17 protein-coding genes and 1 tRNA gene are annotated in these 23,643 nt (G+C 60.5%); 4 read left to right on the top strand and 14 right to left on the bottom strand.

Going from position 1 to position 23,643, the window contains the following annotated elements:
- Nucleotides 1-27: 27 nt before the first annotated feature.
- Nucleotides 28-480 carry a hypothetical protein gene (locus OVA24_RS10680; RefSeq protein WP_267675232.1) on the bottom strand — a complete coding sequence of 151 codons (453 nt, stop codon included), beginning with the start codon at nt 478-480 and terminating at the stop codon, nt 28-30.
- Nucleotides 481-713: 233 nt separating this feature from the next.
- Here OVA24_RS10680 and OVA24_RS10675 point away from each other — a divergent pair, with 233 nt between their 5' ends.
- From OVA24_RS10675 to OVA24_RS10660, 4 genes are all read left to right on the top strand, one after another.
- Nucleotides 714-1,013, top strand: a complete 300-nt coding sequence (locus tag OVA24_RS10675) for a PAAR domain-containing contractile injection system baseplate protein (protein ID WP_267675231.1) — start codon at nt 714-716, stop codon at nt 1,011-1,013.
- Between the two features lie 93 nt (nt 1,014-1,106).
- Nucleotides 1,107-1,376: a hypothetical protein gene (locus OVA24_RS10670; RefSeq protein ID WP_267675230.1), complete on the top strand. Its 270-nt coding sequence runs from the start codon at nt 1,107-1,109 to the stop codon at nt 1,374-1,376.
- Between the two features lie 30 nt (nt 1,377-1,406).
- Nucleotides 1,407-2,363, top strand: coding sequence for a hypothetical protein (locus OVA24_RS10665; protein WP_267675229.1), 957 nt, complete (start codon nt 1,407-1,409; stop codon nt 2,361-2,363).
- Nucleotides 2,360-2,857, top strand: a complete 498-nt coding sequence (locus OVA24_RS10660; protein ID WP_267675228.1) for a hypothetical protein — start codon at nt 2,360-2,362, stop codon at nt 2,855-2,857. Before OVA24_RS10665 ends, OVA24_RS10660 begins: the two co-directional genes overlap by 4 nt.
- Before the next feature lie 69 nt (nt 2,858-2,926).
- Here OVA24_RS10660 and OVA24_RS10655 read toward each other — a convergent pair whose 3' ends face one another.
- The 13 genes from OVA24_RS10655 to sugE all read right to left on the bottom strand — a co-directional run bounded on the left by OVA24_RS10655 (nt 2,927) and on the right by sugE (nt 23,412).
- The gene (locus tag OVA24_RS10655) at nt 2,927-3,499 is read right to left on the bottom strand and encodes a hypothetical protein (RefSeq protein WP_267675227.1); all 573 of its coding nucleotides are present in this window, start codon (nt 3,497-3,499) and stop codon (nt 2,927-2,929) included.
- A gap of 2 nt (nt 3,500-3,501) precedes the next feature.
- Nucleotides 3,502-4,203, bottom strand: a complete 702-nt coding sequence (locus OVA24_RS10650; RefSeq protein ID WP_267675226.1) for a hypothetical protein — start codon at nt 4,201-4,203, stop codon at nt 3,502-3,504.
- Nucleotides 4,200-4,565 carry a hypothetical protein gene (locus OVA24_RS10645; protein WP_267675225.1) on the bottom strand — a complete coding sequence of 122 codons (366 nt, stop codon included), beginning with the start codon at nt 4,563-4,565 and terminating at the stop codon, nt 4,200-4,202. The genes OVA24_RS10650 and OVA24_RS10645 overlap by 4 nt, the downstream gene beginning before the upstream one ends.
- A 6-nt stretch (nt 4,566-4,571) precedes the next feature.
- The gene (locus tag OVA24_RS10640) at nt 4,572-5,099 is read right to left on the bottom strand and encodes a DUF4123 domain-containing protein (RefSeq protein WP_267675224.1); all 528 of its coding nucleotides are present in this window, start codon (nt 5,097-5,099) and stop codon (nt 4,572-4,574) included.
- Between the two features lie 3 nt (nt 5,100-5,102).
- Nucleotides 5,103-7,205 (bottom strand): type VI secretion system Vgr family protein, encoded by a 2,103-nt coding sequence (locus OVA24_RS10635; protein WP_267675223.1) that lies wholly within the window; start codon nt 7,203-7,205, stop codon nt 5,103-5,105.
- A 336-nt stretch (nt 7,206-7,541) separates the two neighbouring features.
- The gene (locus OVA24_RS10630) at nt 7,542-9,674 is read right to left on the bottom strand and encodes a ShlB/FhaC/HecB family hemolysin secretion/activation protein (protein WP_267675222.1); all 2,133 of its coding nucleotides are present in this window, start codon (nt 9,672-9,674) and stop codon (nt 7,542-7,544) included.
- Nucleotides 9,675-9,733: 59 nt separating this feature from the next.
- On the bottom strand, nt 9,734-17,776 hold the full coding sequence (locus OVA24_RS10625) for a filamentous hemagglutinin N-terminal domain-containing protein (RefSeq protein ID WP_267675221.1): 8,043 nt from the start codon (nt 17,774-17,776) through the stop codon (nt 9,734-9,736).
- Nucleotides 17,777-18,759: 983 nt separating this feature from the next.
- Nucleotides 18,760-19,353, bottom strand: a complete 594-nt coding sequence (locus tag OVA24_RS10620) for a hypothetical protein (RefSeq protein ID WP_267675220.1) — start codon at nt 19,351-19,353, stop codon at nt 18,760-18,762.
- Between the two features lie 327 nt (nt 19,354-19,680).
- A tRNA-Tyr gene (locus OVA24_RS10615) sits at nt 19,681-19,766 on the bottom strand.
- A gap of 81 nt (nt 19,767-19,847) precedes the next feature.
- On the bottom strand, nt 19,848-21,041 hold the full coding sequence (locus tag OVA24_RS10610; RefSeq protein ID WP_267675219.1) for an FAD-dependent oxidoreductase: 1,194 nt from the start codon (nt 21,039-21,041) through the stop codon (nt 19,848-19,850).
- A gap of 3 nt (nt 21,042-21,044) precedes the next feature.
- Nucleotides 21,045-21,812: a CAAX prenyl protease-related protein gene (locus OVA24_RS10605; RefSeq protein ID WP_267675218.1), complete on the bottom strand. Its 768-nt coding sequence runs from the start codon at nt 21,810-21,812 to the stop codon at nt 21,045-21,047.
- An 8-nt stretch (nt 21,813-21,820) separates the two neighbouring features.
- A complete protein-coding gene (locus tag OVA24_RS10600; RefSeq protein ID WP_267675217.1) occupies nt 21,821-22,987 on the bottom strand; it encodes an aminotransferase class I/II-fold pyridoxal phosphate-dependent enzyme in 1,167 nt (388 codons plus the stop codon).
- 104 nt (nt 22,988-23,091) lie between these two features.
- Nucleotides 23,092-23,412 (bottom strand): quaternary ammonium compound efflux SMR transporter SugE, encoded by a 321-nt coding sequence (gene sugE, locus OVA24_RS10595; protein ID WP_267675216.1) that lies wholly within the window; start codon nt 23,410-23,412, stop codon nt 23,092-23,094.
- Nucleotides 23,413-23,643 lie beyond the last annotated feature (231 nt).

Raw genomic sequence — 23,643 nt, 5'->3', positions numbered from 1 at the left:
GCAGGAGTGGCTCCGATCCAGATCCCCTTACCGGAGGCCCGCCGCGAACGCTTCTTTCACGACCTTCTCGAACCCCTTCCGGATCACAAATTGCTTCACCGTGCTGGTGGTGATGATTTCCGCCGCTTTCGCGCCGAACATCCTGACCCCGGGCGCGAAATAGGCCGTATAGATACCCTGCGCGATCAGGCCGCGCGCGAAGTTCAGGTACATCTTGGAGGCCATCGTCTGAACGGACGGGTCCCGCCCGATGATGTCCGGATCGACCCGTGCCTGCATGAGAACCTCCACGACGGCCCGCCCTTCCAGGTTGAACAGCGCCATCGAGGCGATCCGTTCGGCCATGGACACCCGGCCATCCTTGTTGCCATCCCGGTCATCGAAGAAAGCGGCAACCGCCACCGCATCACTGCCGATGAACCCGATCGCTCCGATTGGAGATTTCACGAAACCATAGACGGCGACCCAATCAATCTTCATGCCATATCATTAAATTGGCACGAGCTCATCTGTCAACGGAGAACCCCCACATCCCACCCTGATCATATCAAAGAACGCATCCCGAGTGATGATCCAGACACACGAACAAATATATAAAACACTACATACCATAGTGTTGCCTGATCCGAAATATGAATCCTCAGCCGCCGATTCCCAGCTTGCATCGGAGCGATTGTTTTGCTCTCATTGACAAGAACGCTCCCACCATCCCCATGCCTCCAGCCGCCCGAGTCACCGACCTGCATGTATGCCCGATGGCCACGCCCGGCACGCCGCCTGTTCCGCATGTCGGCGGCCCCATTGTCACCCCGGGCCACCCGATGGTGATCATCGGCTTCATTCCGGCCGCCGCCGTAGGCAGCACCTGCGTCTGCGTGGGCCCGCCGGACTCCATTGTGAAGGGTTCGACTTCCGTCATGATCGGCGGCAAACCCGCAGCAAGGATGGGAGACATGACCGCACACGGCGGAACGATCACGATGGGATGCCCCACGGTCATGATCGGGGGATGAGCATTTCCTGGATTTCAACGGCAGATGTTCAGGATCGGCAAATCCCAGATGGAAAGCCTCGCTGCGGCACAGCGCGGGAATTTCATCCGTACGATGGCAGATCATCTTTCCGCGGCTTTCGGCGGTTGCAGGGAACTCCCGCGGGCTGAGCTCGAAGGGAAGATCGCCGCAGGGATCACTGAAGCGAACCAACACGGCATCGACCTGGAGCCGGATGTCAGGGTGTATCTGGAGATTCTCGCGGATCTCGACTGGGAGTTGCATGAGCGGCCAGGTGCGGACGCCATCCTTTCCGCAACGAACATCTCCGGGACGGGTAAAGTCGATCAGCTCTCCGATTGGGCGACCTTCGGGAACCGCTGAGCCTGGCAGGATACAACGACTTTCTTCACCATGAGCAAACGTCCCGCCCGTCCCCTCGATCCTGCCGCGGTGAAGGCGGCGGATGCGGCGATCTATTCCGCCCATGCCGGGGATCCCCGTCCCAATCCCCTTTACGATGCAGCCGGAAACAAGCAGCCACTGGATCCGAAGGACAGCTCCCAGGCAGCTCTGCGCTCCGAGTGGATGGATTCCTACGAGGCGAATGGCGGCAAGATGAACCCTCCGTCCGGATCGTCCGGGAAAACTCCGGTCGCAGCTCCGGTCGCACCCTGTCCAAAGGAGGCGACCGCCACACTCAAGGTGACCGCCCTCTACAACGTCATCCCGAACCCCGTCAAATTCGTGGATGTCACCATCACGGGCCCCGTGACGGCCACCCAGACCGCTGATGCGACCGGATCCACGGTCTTCACCGGCCTGCCACCCGGGACCTACCAGATCACCACGAAATACACGCAGAAGAATACGATCGTGGACAATGCCAAGAAGCACGTGTCCAGCACGGACTGGGCCTATGTGGCGGACCGCCCGCCCTACCTCCCTCCGGATACGAACAAGTGTAACGGCTTCGTCTATGAGGTGCTGACGGCCAGTGGAGAGACCGTGCCACTGAAGACCCGTTTCAGCTACCGCCGCATGTCGGATGTAAGCTATCCCCCACTGGCCGGCCACTGGGCGAGCTCCACCGGAAGCTTGGGCACGTCCGTCGTCGTCACTGACCCGGAACCTGGCGATGTCATCGCACAGGCGAAGCAATATTCCGACGCCACCGGACACGTGGGGATCATCAGCTACCCAAAGGACGGAAGTGGATCAAGAACGCTCGCAGAGGGGGAAAACGCGGAAGAAACCGTGGAGATGAAACGCCTCACCATCTCCGCGGCTGAATCGGAAGTCGTTGAAAACGGTTGGGGATGGAGGGATAGCCAAGCCGGAGATAGTTTCACCTACCGCAGATTTCCATGAATCCATCCCTTTCCAAGCTCATCCAACAGATCATGGAGATCGACCGTGAGATCGAAGATCTGTCCGTGCCCGGCGATCTCTTTTCCTCAAAGACCTTCATCGCTCTTTACGAAAACCCAGGTGGAATCATCGAAGACGCCAGAACACTGTTGCGTCATCTGGTCCTGACCCCGAAGCAGAAGCAGATCCTCGCCTACAGCCTCCAGAAACTCCCCGCGGAGGAATACCGGAATTTGGTCTCGCATGTGATCGACGGTGTGATTGAGGACGAAACCGATTTGAAAACCCTCGAAGTTCTCACCTTCCCGTCATTTGACTGGGGTGGAGGCCTGGTGAAAACTTCCGACACCCCGGAGACCATCGAATTGGTCAAAAGACTCCTGGAGCTGGAGAAGTTCCCTCCAGGTAGGAAGACCTACATCCAGACACGCGTCCTGAACGGTACGGCGAAGAAGGAACTGATCGACTACCAGGAGATGTACGCGGAGGAGTGACACAGGATGGACGGCTGGATGACCGGCGGTCGCGATTTTGCCAACACTCGTCCCAAGCTGCCAACCCGCTTACTTTCCCGGCTCCTTCGCATTCCCGACAAACCGATAGCCGCCTTTCCCGTCCGCTTCGCTGCGGAGTCCTTCGAATCGACTCCCCGCATACTCCTTCGAGTATCGATAAGGTTCAAGATCGTGCACCACCCTGGCATCAGTAGCGGAGAGCCGTGCTGCCGCAGCGTTGGCTCCACCAGCCTCACCGAAACTGTTGGAAATGGAAAGGATCTCCCGGTCTCCATCCAGAATCCCAGCTTTGACGAGGACGAAACGACATGATTCACCACCGCCCGCCCACTCCTCCGCAAATTCCTTGATCACCCAAAACTCTTCGATCCCAGCCTCCTCGATCCGGCTCACACAAATCACCTGATGTTTGATCCCCCTGAACTTCGTCCGGAAATGGGCAAGCGCGCGCCCTTCGCCTACTTTCGGAGCAACCCACAGTTGGACTCCCCACTCCGCCGCCAGAAACTTGCCGACCGCTGCCGCTCCGTCCTTCCGGAAAACGGCAATCCCCTTCCGGACCAGCCACTCGGATGACTCTTCCAATGCCTGTCTGGCCTTTTTCTGTTCGGTAATATCCATTCTCAATTCCCCCATTTCATGTACGGATCGACGTCGGCCGCCTTGTGATCTCCAGCTTTGTCCGGTCCGAAGAAATTGAACGTGCCCAGATTCGATCTGTCAGACACCACCTCACCGTTGGAATCGAACACCACTTCCCGATGACCGTCGGCGGAGACATATTTTTCATTCGATCCGAAGGGATTGTAGTAATCCTGATGAAATATGCTCTGGTGCCATGGCAATTTCTTGAAGCCCTGCGCCTCCGCATCCTCCTTGGAGGCCGGGATGTTGGTGTTCAGGATGTCGCGGTAGGTCGTATGCAGATCCTTGTCCGCCTCAAGCAAAGCCTTTGCCGAATCCGAATCCGTGAACATGGCCTCCACTTGTTCGCGGGTCAGATCCTTCCCGGTTTGCTTTTTGTAGAGGTCGATTGATTCATCCACAGTCATCCCCCCGGTCGCAGCTTCGAATTTCTTGTCGAACTCTGATTTTTCAGGGGTGGGGGGCAGGGGGCAGATCTCCTGGCTCGCCCCCATGTCACGCTGCTGTGGCGGCGGAGCAGGATTGTCCGCAGGTGGCAGAGATTTCTTGTACTGATCGGCCCATTCCTTGCGCAGAGCGGCATCCTCAGGCGCCATCGTCAACTTCCGCCCTCCGGTCTTGGCAAGGATGGCGGCATCGGCTGCGGCCACCGCATTTGGATCAAGCGGCCGGGTGATCATGGTGGGGGAAATGCAGCGTGAAGCGCCAGTTCCTCGGAAAGGGCGTTGGCTTTTTCGTCGGCGGTATTTTCACTCCTTTGGAGACAGTTTGCCAGGTCTCCATGGGATCCATTGTCCTTGTGGAATCCCGGCCCGAACAGCATGCGTGCTTCGGCAAACAGGTAGATCTGATCCTTGGTCCGCAATCCACAGGCCCTTGCTTCTTCCACCGACTCCCGGATGAACGGAACACGGCTGTCCGGAGGGACGATCGCGGATTCCTTCGGATGCTCCCGCCCCAGTCTCTCCGCCAGCCCTGCAACGTCACGCTCCAACATTTCAGAGTCCAGAACCATCATCTGTTGTCTTGAGATGATCAACATGCGCCGTTACAGGTTCAGATCGGAACGTGACAGCCTGCTCATGCCCCCCATCTGCTGGCCTGGACACAGATAGCATTCCACAGGCCCATAGAACTGGCTCTTCTGCTCTCCCTCACAGCTCTTGATGAATGTCGGCAACACCCGGGGATCGTAGAAACGGAAATATAGATTGTTCCCTTCCGGTCCCTTCACGATCAGAAACTTGCGGAAGTGTTTCCGCATTTCCCTCAAGGTCGAAGGGGCCTTGCAGAAAATCCCCCATGGCTTGGCCTTGATGTTCTCCAGCAGCCAAAGCGTGAAAGGGTGGTCGTGTTCCAGTTGGATGAGATACGGAGCCACTTCCTCGATATCCTCCTCAAGCTCGCCTGCATAGAGGCAGCAGTACTCCGGCTTGAATTCATCAAGCCGGTCGAGCAGGCCTTCGCAGGCGGCACCGTCGATGATGGTGTAAGTGGCGAGGTTTGGGTCCCCTTCGGTCGGGAAGAGGGCATCCCGGAGCTGGAGCTGCGGGGAGATCGGTGCGGGTGCGGCCATGGATCAGCTTTTCTTTCCTTTCTCGCAGATCTCGCAGAAAGGAGTTCCGGATTGGGCGGCCTGTTTGAGAACAACGGCGGTCGGTGACGCCGGTCCGGGAGATTTCTTCTTCTTGTCGCTGCCGCCACTCGCCGCCTTGTCGGATTTGCCGGGGTTCGCCTTGTCCGCTTCCTTCGGCTTCTGCGGAGGCGTGGGCGAACAGCCGGCGCCACTGCCTGCCGCTCCCCCGGAATTGATGAGAACAGGTGTCCCGGAAATGGCGACGCCGGTGGGGCCGACGGTGATGAATCCTCCGCCCGCCTTGAGCGTGATGGACATGCCCGCCTCGATGATGAGATTCATGCCGGCCTTCAGGTGCATCTCCGTGCCGGCTTCCTGTGCCAACCTCAGACCGGCTTTCTGGAAAATGTTCTGCCCCGCCTTGGTGGACAGGCTTTCGGAAACCTCTTCGTTCTGCTCTCCGCCGGTCTTGAAGTGCACATCCCCCTCCACTTCCTCGAAGCGGTCCTTTTTGACGATGACGTGCTCGTTCTCCCCGATGAACTCGAAATTGTCCTTCTTGACGCGGAGGTCGCGGTTCTTCTCGGCATGGATGAAGATCTGCTCGCTGCCTTTCTTGTCCTCGATGCGGATCTCGTTGAACCCTCCCCCACCCTTGCTGGAGTTGGTCTTGATGGTGCTGCGGGTGGCGTTCCCGGGCAACTCATACGGCGGCATGGCATCCGCATTGTAGACGCGGCCGGTGATGATCGGGCGGTCCGGGTTTCCTTCCAGGAATTCGACGATGACTTCCTGCCCGATGCGCGGGATGGTGATGCCTCCCCAGCCCTTGCCTGCCCAGATCTGGGCCACGCGGACCCAGCAGGAACTGCCGGCGTCGAACTTGCCGTAGCGGTCCCAGAAGAACTGGACTTTCACCCGCCCGTATTTGTCGGTGTGGAGTTCCTCACCGGAGGGCCCCACCACCATGGCGGTCTGCGGCCCCTGGACCACGGGGACATAGGCGTTGCGGGCGGGACGGAAGGTGGCACTCTTCGGGATCCCGGAGAACGAACATTCATAGGTGTCCTCTCCCGTCCCCGAGCCGGAGCTGTAGTTGCCGCACTGGGCCTGGAAAGAAGCACTGGTGATGAGGAACTGGCCGTTCTGGTCCTTCCGCGGGTTCTCCTTCACGCCGAAAATACACCCGACGAAGAGGCCTCTCGCATCCGTGGTGGCGGTGATGGTTTTCGTGGATACCTGCGCCTCCTCCCGGCGGATCTTCGCATACCTCTCCCCCTCCGACCTCTCGATGAAATCCCCCGGGTTGTCATACATCTCGTAGTCACCCAGACGATGGCCGTGGGGCTGCATGCTGAGTCCGAGGAGCTTGGTGCTGGGAGACGGAACGGGAGTTTCGAAGTTGAACGAATTGACGGCAAACGCACCCGGCGTGACGCGCTGGCGGACATGCCAGGAGTGGATGCGGCTATGATCCCGCAGGCCGCTGTCATGTGCCCGGTAGAGCAACGACTCAAACCCGGGAACCGGCTTGTGCGCGGACATGGCGTCACAGAACACCAGCTTGTGCCCGGAAGATGTGTGTTCGGCGAAGTAATAGATGCCTTCATGCTCAAGCAACCGCTGCACGAAGTTGAGATCCGTCTCCCGGTACTGCACGCAATAGACCCGCGGCTTGTAGGAGCCGGTCAATCTGAACTCATGATCGTTGAATCCGAAATCGGAGAAGATTTCCTTCACGATCTCCGGTACGGATTTGTCCTGGAAAATCCGGCAATCCGCCGTCTTCGAGAGAAACCAGATCCATGGCACCACGGTCAGTTCATACCGTGAAAGCCCCGAAAGGGCATATCCCGTGTGAACCACCTGTGAAACGTGCCCGTTGAAGTAACGGCTGCCTTCCTCCTCCATCTCAAGGGTGACGGTCACCCGTTGCCCGATGAGATCATCAAACGAAAACCCATCCTTGGTGGCCACAGCCGTCACACGATATTCGAACGGGGTGCTGAGGGACTCGTTTCCGGAAATCCGCTCAATGACCAGCACATCTTTACCCAACGGCGTCGCCAGGGCCAGACTGCGGTGCTCTTGGGTTGGGGTCGCCATGGATTTCAACTAAGCACGCTAGCAGGAAGGGTAACACTGGCGAGAAAAATCCATCCACTTTCGTGCCAATACCGGCAGAATATCCCATGACTGGCGGGAGCTGTTTCCAAATCAATCCGTAACGATATCCCCGACCTGTCCGAAGATGACAAAACACCCTGGAAGATCATCTTCCCCAGTTATATTTCCACCGATCCCACCTGATTGTCCGGGAAGAGTGATTCCCATTGGATTCATCCACGGAAGAATACAGGGAGAAAGAAATCGCCCCGGCCGGCCCAGGGATCCCCATCAGGGGCTTCCGCTGGACCAGGCGCGGGACGGCGGAGCATCCGATCAGAACGTCCAGACCAGTCCGATATGGGTCTGGTTGTCGTTGGTTCCCTGCGGGAACGGAGGCTCGTCGAGTTGCTGCACCTGGATGCCGTAGTCGATCCGGAGCCGCAGGTTGTCATTCACGTCATAGCGGAGGCCGATACCCACGGAGCCGATGGTCTGGTCGTCGTCAAGGGGGTCCGCGGCGAACTCCTCGGAGGCGCTGCCACTACCCCAGTCGGTGAAGATCAGGAAGCGGAGTTCATCCGCCCAGCCCAGGGATGGGAAGAGATGTCCAAGTGGATGGATCGCAGGGCTGTAAAGTTCCAGAGAGAGCAACCAGCCGTTATCCCCCCGGAAAGAACGTTCCGGGAAGCCTCGGACGGAGTTGTAGCCACCGAAGCCGAGTTGCTCGCTCTGCAACAGGTTGTCGGTGGAATATTGCCCGGTGAGGCGGCCATGTGCCAACATGCCCCAAGGCAGATCATGTTCACGGTCGAGTTCCACCTTCGTATACCAATAGCTGGACTCCGCCCCATTCCGCAGGGCCCCCAGCTCAGCATCACTGCTGCCGCCGATACCAAAATGGTTTTTCCAACTGAAGGTGGTCTCACCGGAAGCATCCGTCTGCCGCGCATTGTATTCAAGGACGAGCTGCAGGATGTCCGCGGAGTCCGCGGTGACGGTCGCACCACCGAACTGGAGGTTGTTGTCGGTGCTCTTGAAGTCGAGACCGGCACCCACCTCATGGAAAATGCCGAAACTCTGGCGATCACGTTTGCCCAAGGTCCACCATGCCAGACGTCCGTCCGCTTCACGGGCATAGCCGTCGCCCCGGATGATCTCACCACCGGCCACGATGGGCGGAAGTTCGTAGTAGTGGCGGAAGCCAACGACGGTGCTTTCCCCTGTGACATCCGACGGGATGCCCCCGATGGTGATACCGGCAACGCTCTCCGAATAGGCCGCGTAGATCTCCGTTGTCTGCTTCTCAGTCCAGGGGACGATATAGCTGCCAGCGACACCCTCGATGAAGTCCCCGTCCGGACTGGTGAAATACTGGATCGCAAGCTGGTGGTCGAGGTTCAGCGCGAATGCGTCATACCAAACCAAGCCGGCATAAATCCGGTCCTCCCCGAGGAGGTCCGTAAGCGCATTGTCATAGCCGGTGAAGAAGCGCAGCGGGCGCTTCTGCTCTACAAGCAAGGTCACTTCCGTCTGGCCGATGTAGTCCTCCACCGGGCTGTATTTCGCGGTGACCCGCCGGAACGGATGCTGCACCGGGCGCTCCAGCCTCGCCCACGGACTCTGGTTCAGATCGAGCAGGACCTTGTTGAGTTCGACAGGCTCGACGGCACTGAGGTTCGCCGTTTTGTCGCGGACTTTCTCAAGGATCTTGTCCAGCGAGTATGGCTCGTCATACCACGACGCCCACCAGGAACGATCTTCAGGGACCACGGATTTCGCATCAAGCTTGGTGACCTTTCCTTCCAAGATTGCGATGGCGACCTTGTCCGTGATCACCTGGGACGGCACGAAGGCGTGGGTGAGCTGGCGGCCGTGGCGGATGTAATGGTTCTCAACCAGTTTCACCAGATCTTCCAGACCTCCGAATGTGAGCGGCTTGTTGAGGAAGCGGCCGTCGATCTCCCGCAGCAGCTCCTCTTTCGCCGGAGGATCCTGGATTCCGCCGAGAAGCTTCACCCCGTCAACGGGTGTTACATCGAGCGGTGGGCGGTCACCGATCTTCACCCGTTTGTCAGGGATGAGCGTAACTCCCCGGAGCGGAATCTGCGCACCGGCGGGAGAAAGCGTGATCACCTGGCTGCGGCGCGCCGGGCCACTGGGAATCGGAGCGACCGGTGCGATCGGAAGCCCGGGCCCGTCCGGCAATCCCTGTGGCAACAGCGCCGGGTCCGGCGGCATCTGCCCCTCCGGCAAGGGAGCAGGGATCGGCACATTTTCTCCAACCGGGGCGGCGGGTGCAGCGGGCGCGCCAGGGGCGGCAGGTGCAGCCGGAGCGGCAGGGGCAGGATCCGCCGCTGGCTTGGGCTCCGCCTTGTTCTCCGGTTCCTGCGAGGACGACGGAGTGACAAAGGTGAGCAACGCACTGGTGGCGAGGGTGGCGGCGGACGCGAGCGAACGGGAGCGCATGATGGTGGCAGGTGATGGGAAACTTGCTTCGGGAGGGATTGATAATCCGGCGTGATCGGTCAGTCTTCGATGATCGCGTCGTATTTCACTTCAGGCGGCTGGCCACCTTGCTTCAGGTAGAGCGGATAGCGTCTCTTGTAGTAGAGCTTGTCCTCCGGCACCTGGCCGCCGACTTCCTTCTCATACCACTCATGCTCGTAGCTGGTGACAGAGAACGGACCATAGAGTGGCGGGAACAGGCCGGATTCGAAGCGGGCCAGCTTGCCGATTTCAACAATGCTCTCCGCATCACCCGAGATCAGGTTCGTCGTGCTGAGGAAGTCGTTGAAGAAGGCGCGGATCAGGGCGGCCACGTCCGAACCACCGGTGTCGATCACCGGACCAGCCCCGAAGAGATGGAGTGCGTTCGGTGCCCCGAAGCTCCCTGCATTCAGGGTATTCACCAATGTGGCGCCGGTCTGGCCGCCGAAGCTGAAGTTGAACTCCGTGGTGGAGAATGGACTTCCTCCGCCCGCCATCGCACTGAAGTCCGAGCCGATGAAGTTGGTTCCATCCGTTTCCGTGCCGATGCTGTTGGCGACAATGAACAGTTTCGCACCGCCATTGATGTCAGCGCCCAAATCGGCGTTGCTGCGGAACTCGTTGGTTCCAGGGGCACCCGGAGTCGTTCCGGCGACGAGAATGACGTTGCCCGCGCCCGTGAAGCTTGGACCACCGCCGCCTCCCGCAATGACATGGATGCCACCTTCAGTCAGCACCACCATGGTGCCGCTGGCTATCGTTGAACCGTTCCCTGTCAGCACCAAGCCAGGTTCCGGAAGGCCGGGAATGCTGCCGAAGCCCGTGCGTCCGGAGATTCCAGCGTCCAGCAAACGGAGGTCTCCGATCTCTCCGCCACCCAAGGACAGCACGTCGATCTGGTTGAGCGGGTTGACTGCGGTGAAATCCCCGGCGGTGCCGATGTTTCCGCTCAGCGTCAGACGAGCGAAGTCGAGCGCACTGTTGAGAGTGGCTCTCCCGATGTCACGCAGTTCCAGATTTCCATCCGTGTCCCGGATGAAAGAAGCAATGCTACCGACCACAAGATCCGAGAGATTCTCGACCAATCCGGTGAAGGTCACCTCGCTGCCAACTCCGGTATGGCCGATCTCAAGGGAGAAAGGACCGCCGACCGACCTGACATCCGCGCCGAACCTCAGATCTTCCGTTGAGATCGTGGTATTGGAGGCGAGGATCACATTGTCATTGTAGGTTTGGTCACCGGTGGTGGTGATGCTGAACGCGCCGGCGCCACCGAACGTGGTGCTTCCGTCCGCATTGGTCTCAATGCTTTCCAACGCCACTGTCGATCCAACATTACCGGTGAAGGTTGTGGATCCACCACCGGAAGTATTGACGACCAGCGTGCGGCCTGCGGCCGCGCCATCAAGAGTCGAACTGAAGCGGACGTTCGCTCCGTCGAGGACCGAATTCACCGCGCCGAGCGTGACCGCATCGCCATAGGATTGGTCGCCAACGGTGGTCACCCCCTCTCCATTGATCCGGGTGAAGCCACCGCCATCAGTGGTGAGGGACGCGAGCGCCGTGTTGCCACCAACGAAGCCACCGAAGATTGTGTCGCCCGCAGCGGTGACCGTGAGGCCCCTCGCGGCAGCATCACCGTCAACCGTCGTGGCAAAGGTCACCTGCGACGCCGAAATTCCGACGTCCGAAACAAGCCTTACAGCATCATTATACTGCTGGAATTCCGTGGTGTTGACTTGAATCCCTGCCACCGAACCAAGGAAGGTGGTGCCTCCCGCATCGGTGGTGAGGGATCTCAATTCCGTCGTCCCGCCGACCGAGCCTTCGAACCGGGTGTCGCCGGATGAATTCGCTGTGAGTCTGAATCCACCATTCACGGTTTGGGTGAAGATGATGCCGCCGCCGGTGACGGTCACGTCCGCCGCAAGGACAACCGGGCGACCGAATGAAACGTTCCCCGCGATGAGGGATTGCGTGGTTACATCCGCTGCGAGGGTGATGGTTCCCGCTCCGACCTGCCCGAGTTCGATCTCATCGCCCGTCGTGGTGATGCCGGTCACACCATCCACCGTTCCGACCGTGAAACCATCAGAGTCGGCCAGTTTCAGGGAACCATCAAGATCCGCTGAAACTGTGGTCAGGACATTGCCCGCATTCTTGATCTCGAAATTACCACTTCCGGCACTGGTGACCCGGAGTCCGGCTGCATCAACCCTGCCTGAGACGACCGTGGAGACCCCGTTGTTGACGAACTGCAGGTCGGACAATGCGGGGGCGAGGAGTCCATTGGCACTGATGAAGCCGGTGATATCACCACTTCCAGTGAACGTTAAGCGGTCGATGAGCGTGCCGCCACTATGGATCTGGGAGAAGCCGGTGAATGTGAGGCCCAGCACGTTGCCCGCGTTGGAGCCGGTGATGTTCCACGCTTCCGTTCCGACGGTTCCGGCAAAGGTATTGGTTCCGAGTCCGCCATTCACGTTTTCGATTGCGATGAAACGAATGCCATTGGTGGTGCCTGAACCTGCTGACAACGCTTGGAAGGTATCGTTGCCGGCGGTCAGATTGACGGTATCCGTGCCGCCCTGCGCGTCCATGTTCTCAATCGAACTGAACGTAATGCCCGAGGTCGTCGCGGAATTGGCGCCGTTGACCTGGATCACGTGATCGGCTGCAACCCCGTTCAGATTGATGAGGTCATTGCCCGCAAGCGCGTCCACATTGGCCAAGCCGGTGTAGAGCAGCCCGCCGGTATGGTTGCCGGTGCCATTGCCCGTAACCGTGAACGTGTCATCCCCCGCCGTGAGGGTGAGCAGCGCGGTGTCCACCGTCTCGAAGTTCGAGAAACCAATCCCGCCGATGGTGTTCGTCGCCGCCGCGTAGGCCTCGGCAACAACATCGTTGTTGAGGGTATCCGAACCACCGAGCGCATCGACGCTGGTCAGGCCGGTGTAGAGCAGACCGCCGGTGTGGCTGCCGGAGCCTTCGCCACCGGCAACCGCCGTCAACGTGAAGATGTCATTGCCGCCCGTGAGCGTCAGCAACGCGGTGTCCACCGTCTCGAAGTTCGAGAAGACAACCCCGCCGATGGTGTTGCCCGCCGCCGCGAACGCCTGGCCCGCAACACTGTTGACCAAGGTATCCGCGCCACCGAGCGCATCGACGCTGGTCAGGCCGGTGTAGAGCAGACCGCCGGTGTGGCTGCCGGAGCCTTCGCCACCAGCAACCGCCGTCAACGTGAAGATGTCATTGCCGCCCGTCAGGGTCAGCAGCGCGGTGTCCACGGTCTCGAAGTTCGAGAAGACAACCCCGCCGATGGTGTTGCCCGCCGCAGCGAACGCCTCGCCCGCAACGCTGTTGACCAGGGTGTCCGAACCACCGAGCGCATCGACGCTGGTCAGGCCGGTGTAAACCAGACCGCCGGTGTGGCTGCCGGAGCCTTCGCCACCGGCAACCGCCGTCAACGTGAAGATGTCATTGCCGCCCGTGAGCGTCAGCAACGCGGTGTCCACGGTCTCGAAGTTCGAGAAGACAACCCCGCCGATGGTGTTGCCCGCCGCCGCGAACGCCTCACCCGCAACACTGTTGACCAGGGTGTCCGAACCACCGAGCGCATCGACGCTGGTCAGGCCGGTGTAAAGCAGACCGCCGGTGTGGCTGCCGGAGCCTTCGCCACCGGCAACCGCCGTCAACGTGAAGATGTCATTGCCGCCCGTGAGCGTCAGCGACGCGGTGTCCACCGTTTCAAAGTTCGAGAAGGCGACCCCACCGATGGTGTTGCCCGCCGCCGCGAACGCCTCGCCCGCGACGCTGTTGACCAGGGTATCCGAACCACCGAGCGCATCGACGCTGGTCAGGCCGGTGTAAAGCAGACCGCCGGTGTGGCTGCCGGAGCCTTCGCCACCGGCAACCGCCGTCAACGTGAAGATGTCATTGCCGCCCGTGAGCGTCAGCAACGCGGTGTCCACGGTCTCGAAGTTCGAGAAGACAACCCCGCCGATGGTGTTGCCCGCCGCCGCGAACGCCTCACCCGCAACACTGTTGACCAGGGTGTCCGAACCACCGAGCGCATCGACGCTGGTCAGGCCGGTGTAAAGCAGACCGCCGGTGTGGCTGCCGGAGCCTTCGCCACCGGCAACCGCCGTCAACGTGAAGATGTCATTGCCGCCCGTGAGCGTCAGCGACGCGGTGTCCACCGTTTCAAAGTTCGAGAAGGCGACCCCACCGATGGTGTTGCCCGCCGCCGCGAACGCCTCGCCCGCGACGCTGTTGACCAGGGTATCCGAACCACCGAGCGCATCGACGCTGGTCAGGCCGGTGTAAAGCAGACCGCCGGTGTGGCTGCCGGAGCCTTCGCCACCGGCAACCGCCGTCAACGTGAAGATGTCATTGCCGCCCGTGAGCGTCAGCAACGCGGTGTCCACGGTCTCGAAGTTCGAGAAGGCAACCCCGCCGATGGTGTTGCCCGCCGCAGCGAACGCCTCACCCGCAACACTGTTGACCAGGGTGTCCGAACCACCGAGCGCATCGACGCTGGTCAGGCCGGTGTAGAGCAGACCGCCGGTGTGGCTGCCGGAGCCTTCGCCACCGGCAACCGCCGTCAACGTGAAGATGTCATTGCCGCCCGTGAGCGTCAGCAACGCGGTATCCACCGTCTCGAAGTTCGAGAAGGCAACCCCGGCGATGGTGTTGCCCGCCGCCGCGAACGCCTGGCCCGCAACACTGTTGACCAGCGTGTCAGAGCCTCCCAGCGCATCGACGCTGGTCAGGCCGGTGTAAAGCAGACCGCCGGTGTGGCTGCCGGAGCCTTCGCCACCGGCAACTGCCGTCAACGTGAAGATGTCGTTCCCCGCCGTGAGGGTCAGCAACGCGGTGTCCACCGTTTCGAAGTTCGAGAAGGCGACCCCGCCGATGGTGTTGCCCGCCGCAGCGAACGCCTCGCCCGCGACACTGTTGACCAGGGTGTCAGAGCCACCGAGCGCATCGACGCTGGTCAGGCCGGTGTAGAGCAGACCGCCGGTGTGGCTGCCGGAGCCTTCGCCACCAGCAACTGCCGTCAACGTGAAGATGTCGTTCCCCGCCGTGAGGGTCAGCAACGCGGTGTCCACCGTTTCGAAGTTCGAGAAGGCGACCCCGCCGATGGTGTTGCCCGCCGCAGCGAACGCCTCGCCCGCGACACTGTTGACCAGGGTGTCAGAGCCACCGAGCGCATCCACGCTCGTCAGGCCGGTATAGAGCAGCCCGCCGGTATGGCTGCCGGTGCCTTCGCCGCCGGCAACCGCCGTCAGCGTGAAGATGTCATCGCCACCCGTCAGAGTCAGCGACGCGGTGTCCACCGTTTCGAAGTTCGAGAAGGCGACCCCGCCGATGGTGTTGCCCGCCGCAGCGAACGCCTCGCCCGCAACACTGTTGACCAGGGTGTCAGAGCCTCCGAGCGCATCCACGCTCGTCAGGCCGGTATAGAGCAGGCCGCCGGTATGGCTGCCGGTGCCTTCGCCGCCGGCAACCGCCGTCAGCGTGAAGATGTCATCGCCACCCGTCAGAGTCAGCGACGCGGTGTCCACCGTTTCGAAGTTCGAGAAGGCGACCCCGCCGATGGTGTTGCCCGCCGCAGCGAACGCCTCGCCCGCAACACTGTTGACCAGGGTGTCAGAGCCTCCGAGCGCATCCACGCTCGTCAGGCCGGTATAGAGCAGGCCGCCGGTATGGCTGCCGGTGCCTTCGCCGCCGGCAACCGCCGTCAGCGTGAAGATGTCATCGCCACCCGTCAGAGTCAGCGACGCGGTGTCCACCGTTTCGAAGTTCGAGAAGGCGACCCCGCCGATGGTGTTGCCCGCCGCAGCGAATGCCCCACCCGCGACACTGTTGACCAGGGTGTCAGAGCCACCGAGCGCATCCACGCTGGTCAGACCAGTGAAGAGAAATCCGGGGGCGCTGGCGATGGTGCCGGTGCCTTCACCGCCAGCGACCGCCGTCAGCGTGAAGACATCGGCCCCCGCACTCAGAATGAGCAGCGCCGTGTCCACCGACTGGAATTCGTTGAACGTCATCCCGCCCACCGAATTATTGCCTGCATCAAAACTGGATCCCACGATCGCATTGATCAGGTTATCACTGCCAGTCCCGCCAAAAACCGTACCGACTCCGCTGATGGTGGCAGTGCCGTATTCGATGGTGTTTGCCGCAGTCGCAGTAACCGTATCAGCAACACCACTGAGGTGCACATTATTGGAACCTCCCGCCAGATCAACGGTGATCGCGGTGGCTGGTGCGGCACCGAACGTTGCCGTATCATCGCCCGCCCCCCCGGTGACCGTGGTCCCCGCAGAGAGGCTTCCGCTGGCGGTCATGGTGAACTGCGCGCCACCCGATTGCCCAAAGCTGAGTGCCGACACACCGCCAGCGGCAACGGTTCCATTGATGTTGAGATCCGCCCCTGCACCAATACTCAAGTCTCCGGTCAGTCCAATGGCGGCATTGATGGCCACCGAACCCGCTGCGTTCAATGCAAGGCCGCCATTCCCAGCGGTGTTGGTGATCGCGCCGTTGACACTGATCGTCCCACCAGCAGCCGTGGTAGTCAGGGTGAGAGTCGATGCGGTGTTCCAGGTGATGGATGCACCCGCATCGACAGTGATGTTGTCCGTGGCGGCAAGTGTGAGATTACTGGCTCCCAAAATCGCCTGCACTTGGAGCGCGGTGATGAAGCTATCCACCCCCGGATCACCGGCCGCGACATCGCCTGTCAGATCATCATCACCTACTTCATTGGGCGTGCCATCCCCATCCAAGTCCGGATCCGCTGCCCGGATGGTGAGATTGGTCGGATCGAGGAGGAGCTCCCCCTTCTTTCCGGAGGCGGAGGTAAGGTCCACGGTGCCGCCGAATGCCAGGGCAGCCTTGCCGGAAATCTCCGCAAAACCACCGGCACCACTGCCAGCGCCCTTGGCGCTGAGGTGCCCCTGGTAGGTGGTGGTGTTGTCCGCCCAGAAAATGATCCGCCCGCCATCGCCATCAACGGTGGCGTCCGCCTTCACCACGGCACCCTTCTCGATCCTCGTGGTTTTGGCATTGGTGATGGAAGTGTCCTTCCCTTGATAGCCGCCGCCGACCTTGACGGTGCCGCCACCCTTCGCACCGGAGGCATCAATGGTGGAGCCGCTTTTCAACGTCACCTCACGACCACTGATATCCACCTTGCCGCCCTTATCCCCTTTGACGGCCTGGATATTGCCTGAATGGGTGACGGAGCCTTCATCCCCCGCTCCGAGGTAAACGCCGCCGCCCGGGATGAAGGTCGCGGTGGTCGCACCCTCGCCACCCGCATTGATGGCATAGGTGTAGGGATTCCCCCCATTGTCCCGCATCTCTTTCTGGATGGCTTTGATCGAACCGGCGTTCACCACCTTGTCACCACGGTTGGAGGCCTTCACCTCCACATAGACATTCTCCTCGCTCGCCTTTCTCAGGACGATCTCGCTTCCCGCAGCCAGTCCGGCATTGCCGTTCTGCGCTTCAATGCTCCCTGAGTTCTGGACGTTCCGCCCGAAAAGATAAACATCCCCTTCGCGGGCGATGATGGCCCCCTTGTTCTCGATGCCGGCCTCGGACGTTCCGGAAAAGGTCAGGTCACCGCTGGCAAGGAATGACTCATTTGAAATGTTCAGGGTCGAACCGATGAATCCTTTGGTATCAATGACACCCTCCTGACCGACAACGATCCCGTGCTCATTGATAAGTGCGACCTTTCCGTTGGAAAGCAGGCTTCCCAGAATCTCGGAGGGCATAGTCCCCACCACCCGGTTGAGTGTGGCGGAGTTCGCGCCCGGCTGGGTGATCTGCGTGATCTCGTTGATACCGATGGAGAAAGACTGCCAGTCAATGACGGTTTGATCCGTCGCCGTGATCACGCTCAGAATATCTCCGTTCTGGGAAATGGTGGCTGAACCAACCGTCACATTTCCATCCGCAGGGTTCGCGGATGCCGTCTGAATCCATGCCGTGAGGGCGAAGAAGATACTGGAGAACATCAGGCGCCCGCTCCTGCGGACGAACGGATTAAGAGGACGGGTCTTCATGGCTGGCCTGGGACGATTGAAACAAGAAAACTTTGACACCAAGTGAATAAGTGAAGTGGAGAATTTCTGTCGAGGAAATTCAGATAGATCGAGCCGCCAAAGTGAGACGATTCCTTAACCTTCAGGGTAAGCCGGCATGAATGCCACTATAATGCATGGACACATCCGGAAACACCTCAAAAGGCATACACACGCCCCTACAGACAACTCATATAATACTAATCCTAAGGACAATGGAAATCCCGCACCACCACCTCCCCACCGCACCAATCTAAAGCATGCCGCAGGTGGGATGCATCCGATCGGGCATCCTTGCCACATTTCACGCAATTCAAGTTCGCCGTTCAAGCAAGACCTCGGTCCAGACTGGCTTGAGCCCCCCCTCCGCATCAAGATATGGTTTCGTCAATCGAACCGCACGAGGGTATCCAGCCCAATTTTTCCGGAGCCTCCTTCACCCGGCCGACGGAAATATCCGGGATGTTCCGGTCCACTCCGAACACCCGGAAATGAACCTGGCCACCGGATCCCCTGAGAACGCCCGGGCAGCACCCGTGCGAGTTCAGCGAACGCCAGCGGCCTCCTCCGCCTCGCCGACGTCCAGGCATACATGGAAACCATCCGTCAGCGCGCCGCCGATGACTCCACGATGACACCGCTGGAGCACCCGCGGTTCTAAGCCCGGATCGCCCGGACTCCTATCACGGCGATCGATCCGGATGACCCCAGCCTGAAGAACCACGATCTCATCAGAAAACTCCGCAGAAGGTTCAATGCCGAGGACGATTCCACCACGGAGGAGTCGGAGAAGCCCGACCCGCCAAAGGCGTGCGACCTGGACACCAAGGCGGCCGGGAAGAACTCGGAATCGAATGCGAATGAGGATTTCGCTCAGGCGCTCCGGGGGATTGGGACACATAGTGGCGCTCTGCCAACCGAGAGGCTATAAAGAGCGGCTTTATATAGATCTCGGGGAAATCCGCTCAATGTTTGGTGTATCGATAACCTCCTCCGAGGGTCTGCTCCCTGCGATAGACACTGCCGTCATCCCCCTTGTACTGGTAGCTCCCGTTCAGCAACTGCTCCCGGCGGTAGCTGCTTCCGTCCGATCCTCGCAACACTCTTCCGCCTCCGAGGGTCTGATGGTTCGTATAGGTTACCCCTGACGATGTGGTGTAACGGGGCCTGCCATCCAGTCCCTGGGAAGTTGTGACGGAGTTTCCCCAGCGATCGGTGGCTCTGGAGCCTCCACCCAGCAAATCGGTGGTCCTGTAGTCACTATCGAGAGTGTAGTTCCTGCGTTTGCTGAACAGATCCTGCCGACCAGAAGAAGAAAACGTGGATGGGGCGGATAGGCCAGAGCCGCCGCCCAAGGAAGATCTGCCGGAAGGCGACATGAGCTTCGGCATCGGTGCCGATGCCCAACTGAAGTCCGGTTGGTAGTCCGACCTGATGGGAACATACTCGGGCTGCCTGAGGTAGTTGGGATCCCTGGGCCTCTTGCCGGACATGACTTCCCTTTCATATTCGATCCCCCGATACCCCGCCGCGGGGTCATCGTCATCGTAGTCTGCCATGAGATCTGCACAGGAAACCAATGCGACCGGGAAGAGGAGTGAAAGCAATGGGAGGATGAGTTTTCCGAACATTGGAGAACGGTAAGACATCTGTTAGGATCACAACAAGAGGAAACAGGCAAGCAGCGCACCCAACATCCGCTGGTACCTTCCAAGTGCTGCTTTCTGCCCTCGGTCCAGCACCGCCCCATTCACTCGCATTTCGCAGCCCGGGGCTGTCCACTTCAAACCCTTCGCTCACAAAAGAACGAAACCAGATACCCAACCGCAAATCCCCCAAACGAACAAGGGGAGCCTTTCGGCTCCCCAAGTCATTGAGAAAGAAGATGGTGGGCAGAGCTGGATTCGAACCAGCGTAGGCGTAAGCCAGCAGATTTACAGTCTGCCCCCTTTAGCCACTCGGGCATCTACCCATCCCGCGTTGCGGGGCGCGATGTATGAGGAACGGGGGGGGCTTTGACAAGGGAAAATTGTCAATTTTCGCCAATTCACCATCATCTTTTTCCGACCGCTCCGATGACGCCCGCCATGGTTCGCGTCATCAGCCCGCGCAGCGGCGGAAGTGACTGCGAAACACGGAACATCGCCTGGCGGAATGGAGTGATCCATTCCATGTCCGACTGGAAAAATGGCGTCAGTCTGCGGGTGGCGAACTGGTAGTAGCGGATGGTCGGCCAGCGGCGGCGCTGGTACTCGCGGAGGGCATCCGCGAGAGGCTCGCGGGAGATGCAGTCCGCCAGGCAGGATGCATCCGCCAACGCCAGATTCACCCCCTGCCCCAGTTGCGGGCTCATCGCGTGGGCGGCATCCCCAAGGATGACGATTCTCCGGCCATACCAGCGGCGCATGGTCACGTCCCCATAGCGGGCGGTGGCGATCTGGCTCCAGTCATGGATCTGGTCCAGCAGGACCGCCGCACGCGGACAGAGGGAGAGGATGGGACGCTTCCATTCCTCCAGCGGCTGGGAGCGGAGCTTTTCATCATCACGGATGCGGATGCTCCAGAACAGGCTGACGAGCGGCTCGTCATGATCGAGATCGCAGCCGGTGGCGAGGAAGCCGCCGAGCTGGCGGGTGCCTCTCACCACTTGGTAAAGCTCATTTTCGGGGAAGACGCCGCGATTTTCACCGATGAACCAGTGGGCACCCCATGGATAGCCACGGTTGGTGCCACCACCGCCAACAAGGTGGCGGAGAGAGGAGCGCGCGCCATCAGCGAGGATCAACAGATCGAACGGATCGCTGACAGCGCCGTGGGAAAAAGCCAGGTGCCAACCGTCCGATGTTTCATCCGCTGAAGTGATCTCATGATTCCAACGGACATTCACGCCTGCCCTCTCCATCGCCGATATCAGATGATGCAGCAGCACGGGACGATGAAGCCCCGCCCCGAAAACCCCAGCATCCATGTCACGATAGAGCAGCTCCAGCAAGGTGGAGCCATCCGGATTCACGATGTGGAGGGAGTCCACCTTCGCCGCCTTGGCCAGAACGGCCTCCGCGATGCCCAGTTCGTCCAGCACGGCCATGCCGGATGGCTGCAGCAGGAATCCCGCACCGACCGGGCGGCACTCCGGTGCGCGTTCGAAAAGCGTCACGTGGTGCCCTTGGCGGGCGAGCAGCGTGGCGGCGGCGGGACCGGCCGTGCCACAGCCCACCACCGCAACCCGCATGCGCTCCGTGTCCATACGCTACCAGACTCCGTATTTCCCGTAGGCCATCGCATAGAGCCCCATCAGGAAATTCGCCACCGCGTGCATGATGACGCAGGCTCCCAGGCTCTTGCTCCACACGCAGAGGACATAGGTCAGGCTACCGTAGATGAAGGCCCCCGCATAGTCCACCGGCGCGTGGGCCAGCATGAAAAGGACGGTGATGATGAGGTAGGATTTCCAGTGCGCCCGGCCAAAGGGTTGCCGCCAATAGTTCCCTTCCCAGTCCATCACAAACCGCATCAGGAAACCCCGCCAGAAGATCTCCTCCACCAGCGCGACGATCACCGCGGCGCGGATGAACCGCATGACGGCGGAGAACCAGAAGGCAGCCGGGTTTTCGAAGATACCGGGATCAAAGCCTTCCTTCCTTTCCGCCACGCCCAGCCACTTCAGCACACCCTCCGTCTTTCCGGTGAGGCCCCAGTGGTCATAGAGCGTGGTGGGCAGCAGCCAGAAGCCGATGCCGACGGCACCGAAGACCGCGCCGATGAAGGCCCACTTCCACGACCAGTTGAACGTGTAGCTGCGCCAGTAGCGGATGAGGAAGAATCCCGTGGCCAGCACCTGGATGGGATAGACCAACTGCGCGGGATCCCGCCGCCACCAGGGTGCGGCGGGATGTTTCCACTCCACCAATGCCCCTCCGAATTGGAGGAGCATGAGGAACCCCATGAAGACGGCGAACGGGACGATATGCGCCCGGGCCAGCACATCGGGATCGTTGGCGGGCCGTGCGTCCTTCATGCCGGATCTCAGAGGCGGTTGACGAAGCGCTCGATCTTGTCCGTCGCGGTGCGGATGTCATCGAACGCCGTCGCATAGCAGCAGCGCAGGAAACCCTCGCCGGACGGGCCGAAGGCACCACCGGGCACCGCGGCGACGTTCTCCTGCTCCAGCAGACCGAAGGCGAACTCCTTGCTGCTGAGGCCGGTCTTGCGGATGTCCGGGAAGACGTAGAACGCACCGCCGGGCGTGTGGCAGTCCAGGCCGATCTCGTTGAGCCTGCGGACCAGGAAATCACGCCGCTGGTGGTAGCTGTTGCGCATTTCGATCATGGCGGGCGTGCCATTCTCCAGAGCCTCGATCGCGGCGTTCTGGCTCATGATGGGAGCGCAGAGCATGGAGTATTGGTGGATCTTCATCATCGCCTCGATGATGGGCTGCGGGGCGCAGGCGTAGCCCAGGCGGAAACCGGTCATCGCGAATGCCTTCGAGAAGCCGTGGAGCAGGATGGTGCGCTCCTTCATGCCAGGGAGGGACGCGATGGAAACGTGCTCCTCACCGTCATAGCGCAGCTCGCTGTAGATCTCATCCGTCATGACGATGAGGTCATGCTCGATGGCCAGCTTCGCGATGCCTTTGAGGTCCTCCAGCGGAGCAACCGCTCCGGTCGGATTGCACGGGAAATTGATGAAGATGATGCGGGTCTTCGGCGTGATCGCAGCAGCCACCGCTTCCGGCTTCAGGGAGAACTCGTCCTCCTTGGTCGTCTGGACCGCCACGGTCTTGCCGTGGGCCATGACAATGCTAGGGCTGTAGGACACGTAGCACGGCTCGTGGATGATGACCTCATCCCCGGGGTTGAGAAGCGCGCGGAGGGCGATGTCGATCGCCTCCGAGACACCGACCGTCACCAGGACTTCCGTCGGAGCGTCGTAGGAAACCTTGAAGAAGTTCTCCACGTATTTCGAAATCGACTTCCGCAGGGAAAGGAGACCCAGGTTGGAGGTATAGGTCGTTTGTCCTTTCTCCAGCGAGTAGATGGCGGCTTCGCGGATGTGCCATGGAGTGACAAAGTCAGGCTCGCCCACGCCGAGGGAGATGACCCCCTCGCGTCCCTGGACGAGTTCGAAGAAGTCGCGGATCCCGGAACGGGGGATGGCTGCGACGTTTTGCGCGATTTTCGCTTGGTAATCCATTGGCAACTCCGCACTTCGGCGGGGCGGAGGTTCTACCCCACCCACCGCCAAGGTCAATGCGGGGTTTGTACCGCAGGGTACAATTCCCGCATTTCTTCTGCTGCTCAGGCAGGTGTGGAAATTTTCAGGCCGACGATGCCGATCAGGATCAGCACCAGGCTCACCACCCGGAACAGGCTCACCGGATCCCCCATCAGGAAAATCCCTGCGATAACCGTGCCGACCATGCCGATGCCGGTCCAGACCGCATAGGCGGTCCCCACCGGCAGCGTGCGCATGGCCAGACCCAGAAGGCACAGGCTGATGATGATTGCCAGCACCGTGAAGACACTCGGCCAGAATTTGCTGAAGCCTTCGGTGTATTTGAGGCCCAGCGCCCAACCGACCTCAAACAGGCCGGCGATGACAAGGATGATCCAATTCATAATTCAACTAGGGGTTCCAAGGTCGTCCCTGGCTGATGAGTTGGATGGGCGGGGTCGTCCCCGCTTCCGCCGTTCGGCTGGGGGAAAATAGGAACGCCCCACTGTATTTCAAGCACTTATTCAAATGAACGAAAAGTCATCCGATCCTCATCGCCGACCTTCCCAGCTCTCGCACCCTCTTCGAGCCGCTCCACAAAAAAAACGGCGGCCCCGTTTCCGGAGCCGCCGTTG

It is taken from the genome of Luteolibacter sp. SL250, from assembly GCF_026625605.1.
GTDB lineage: Bacteria > Verrucomicrobiota > Verrucomicrobiia > Verrucomicrobiales > Akkermansiaceae > Luteolibacter.
Note: the sequence above shows the minus strand (reverse complement) of the source record. Positions and strands in the feature narration are given on the sequence as shown.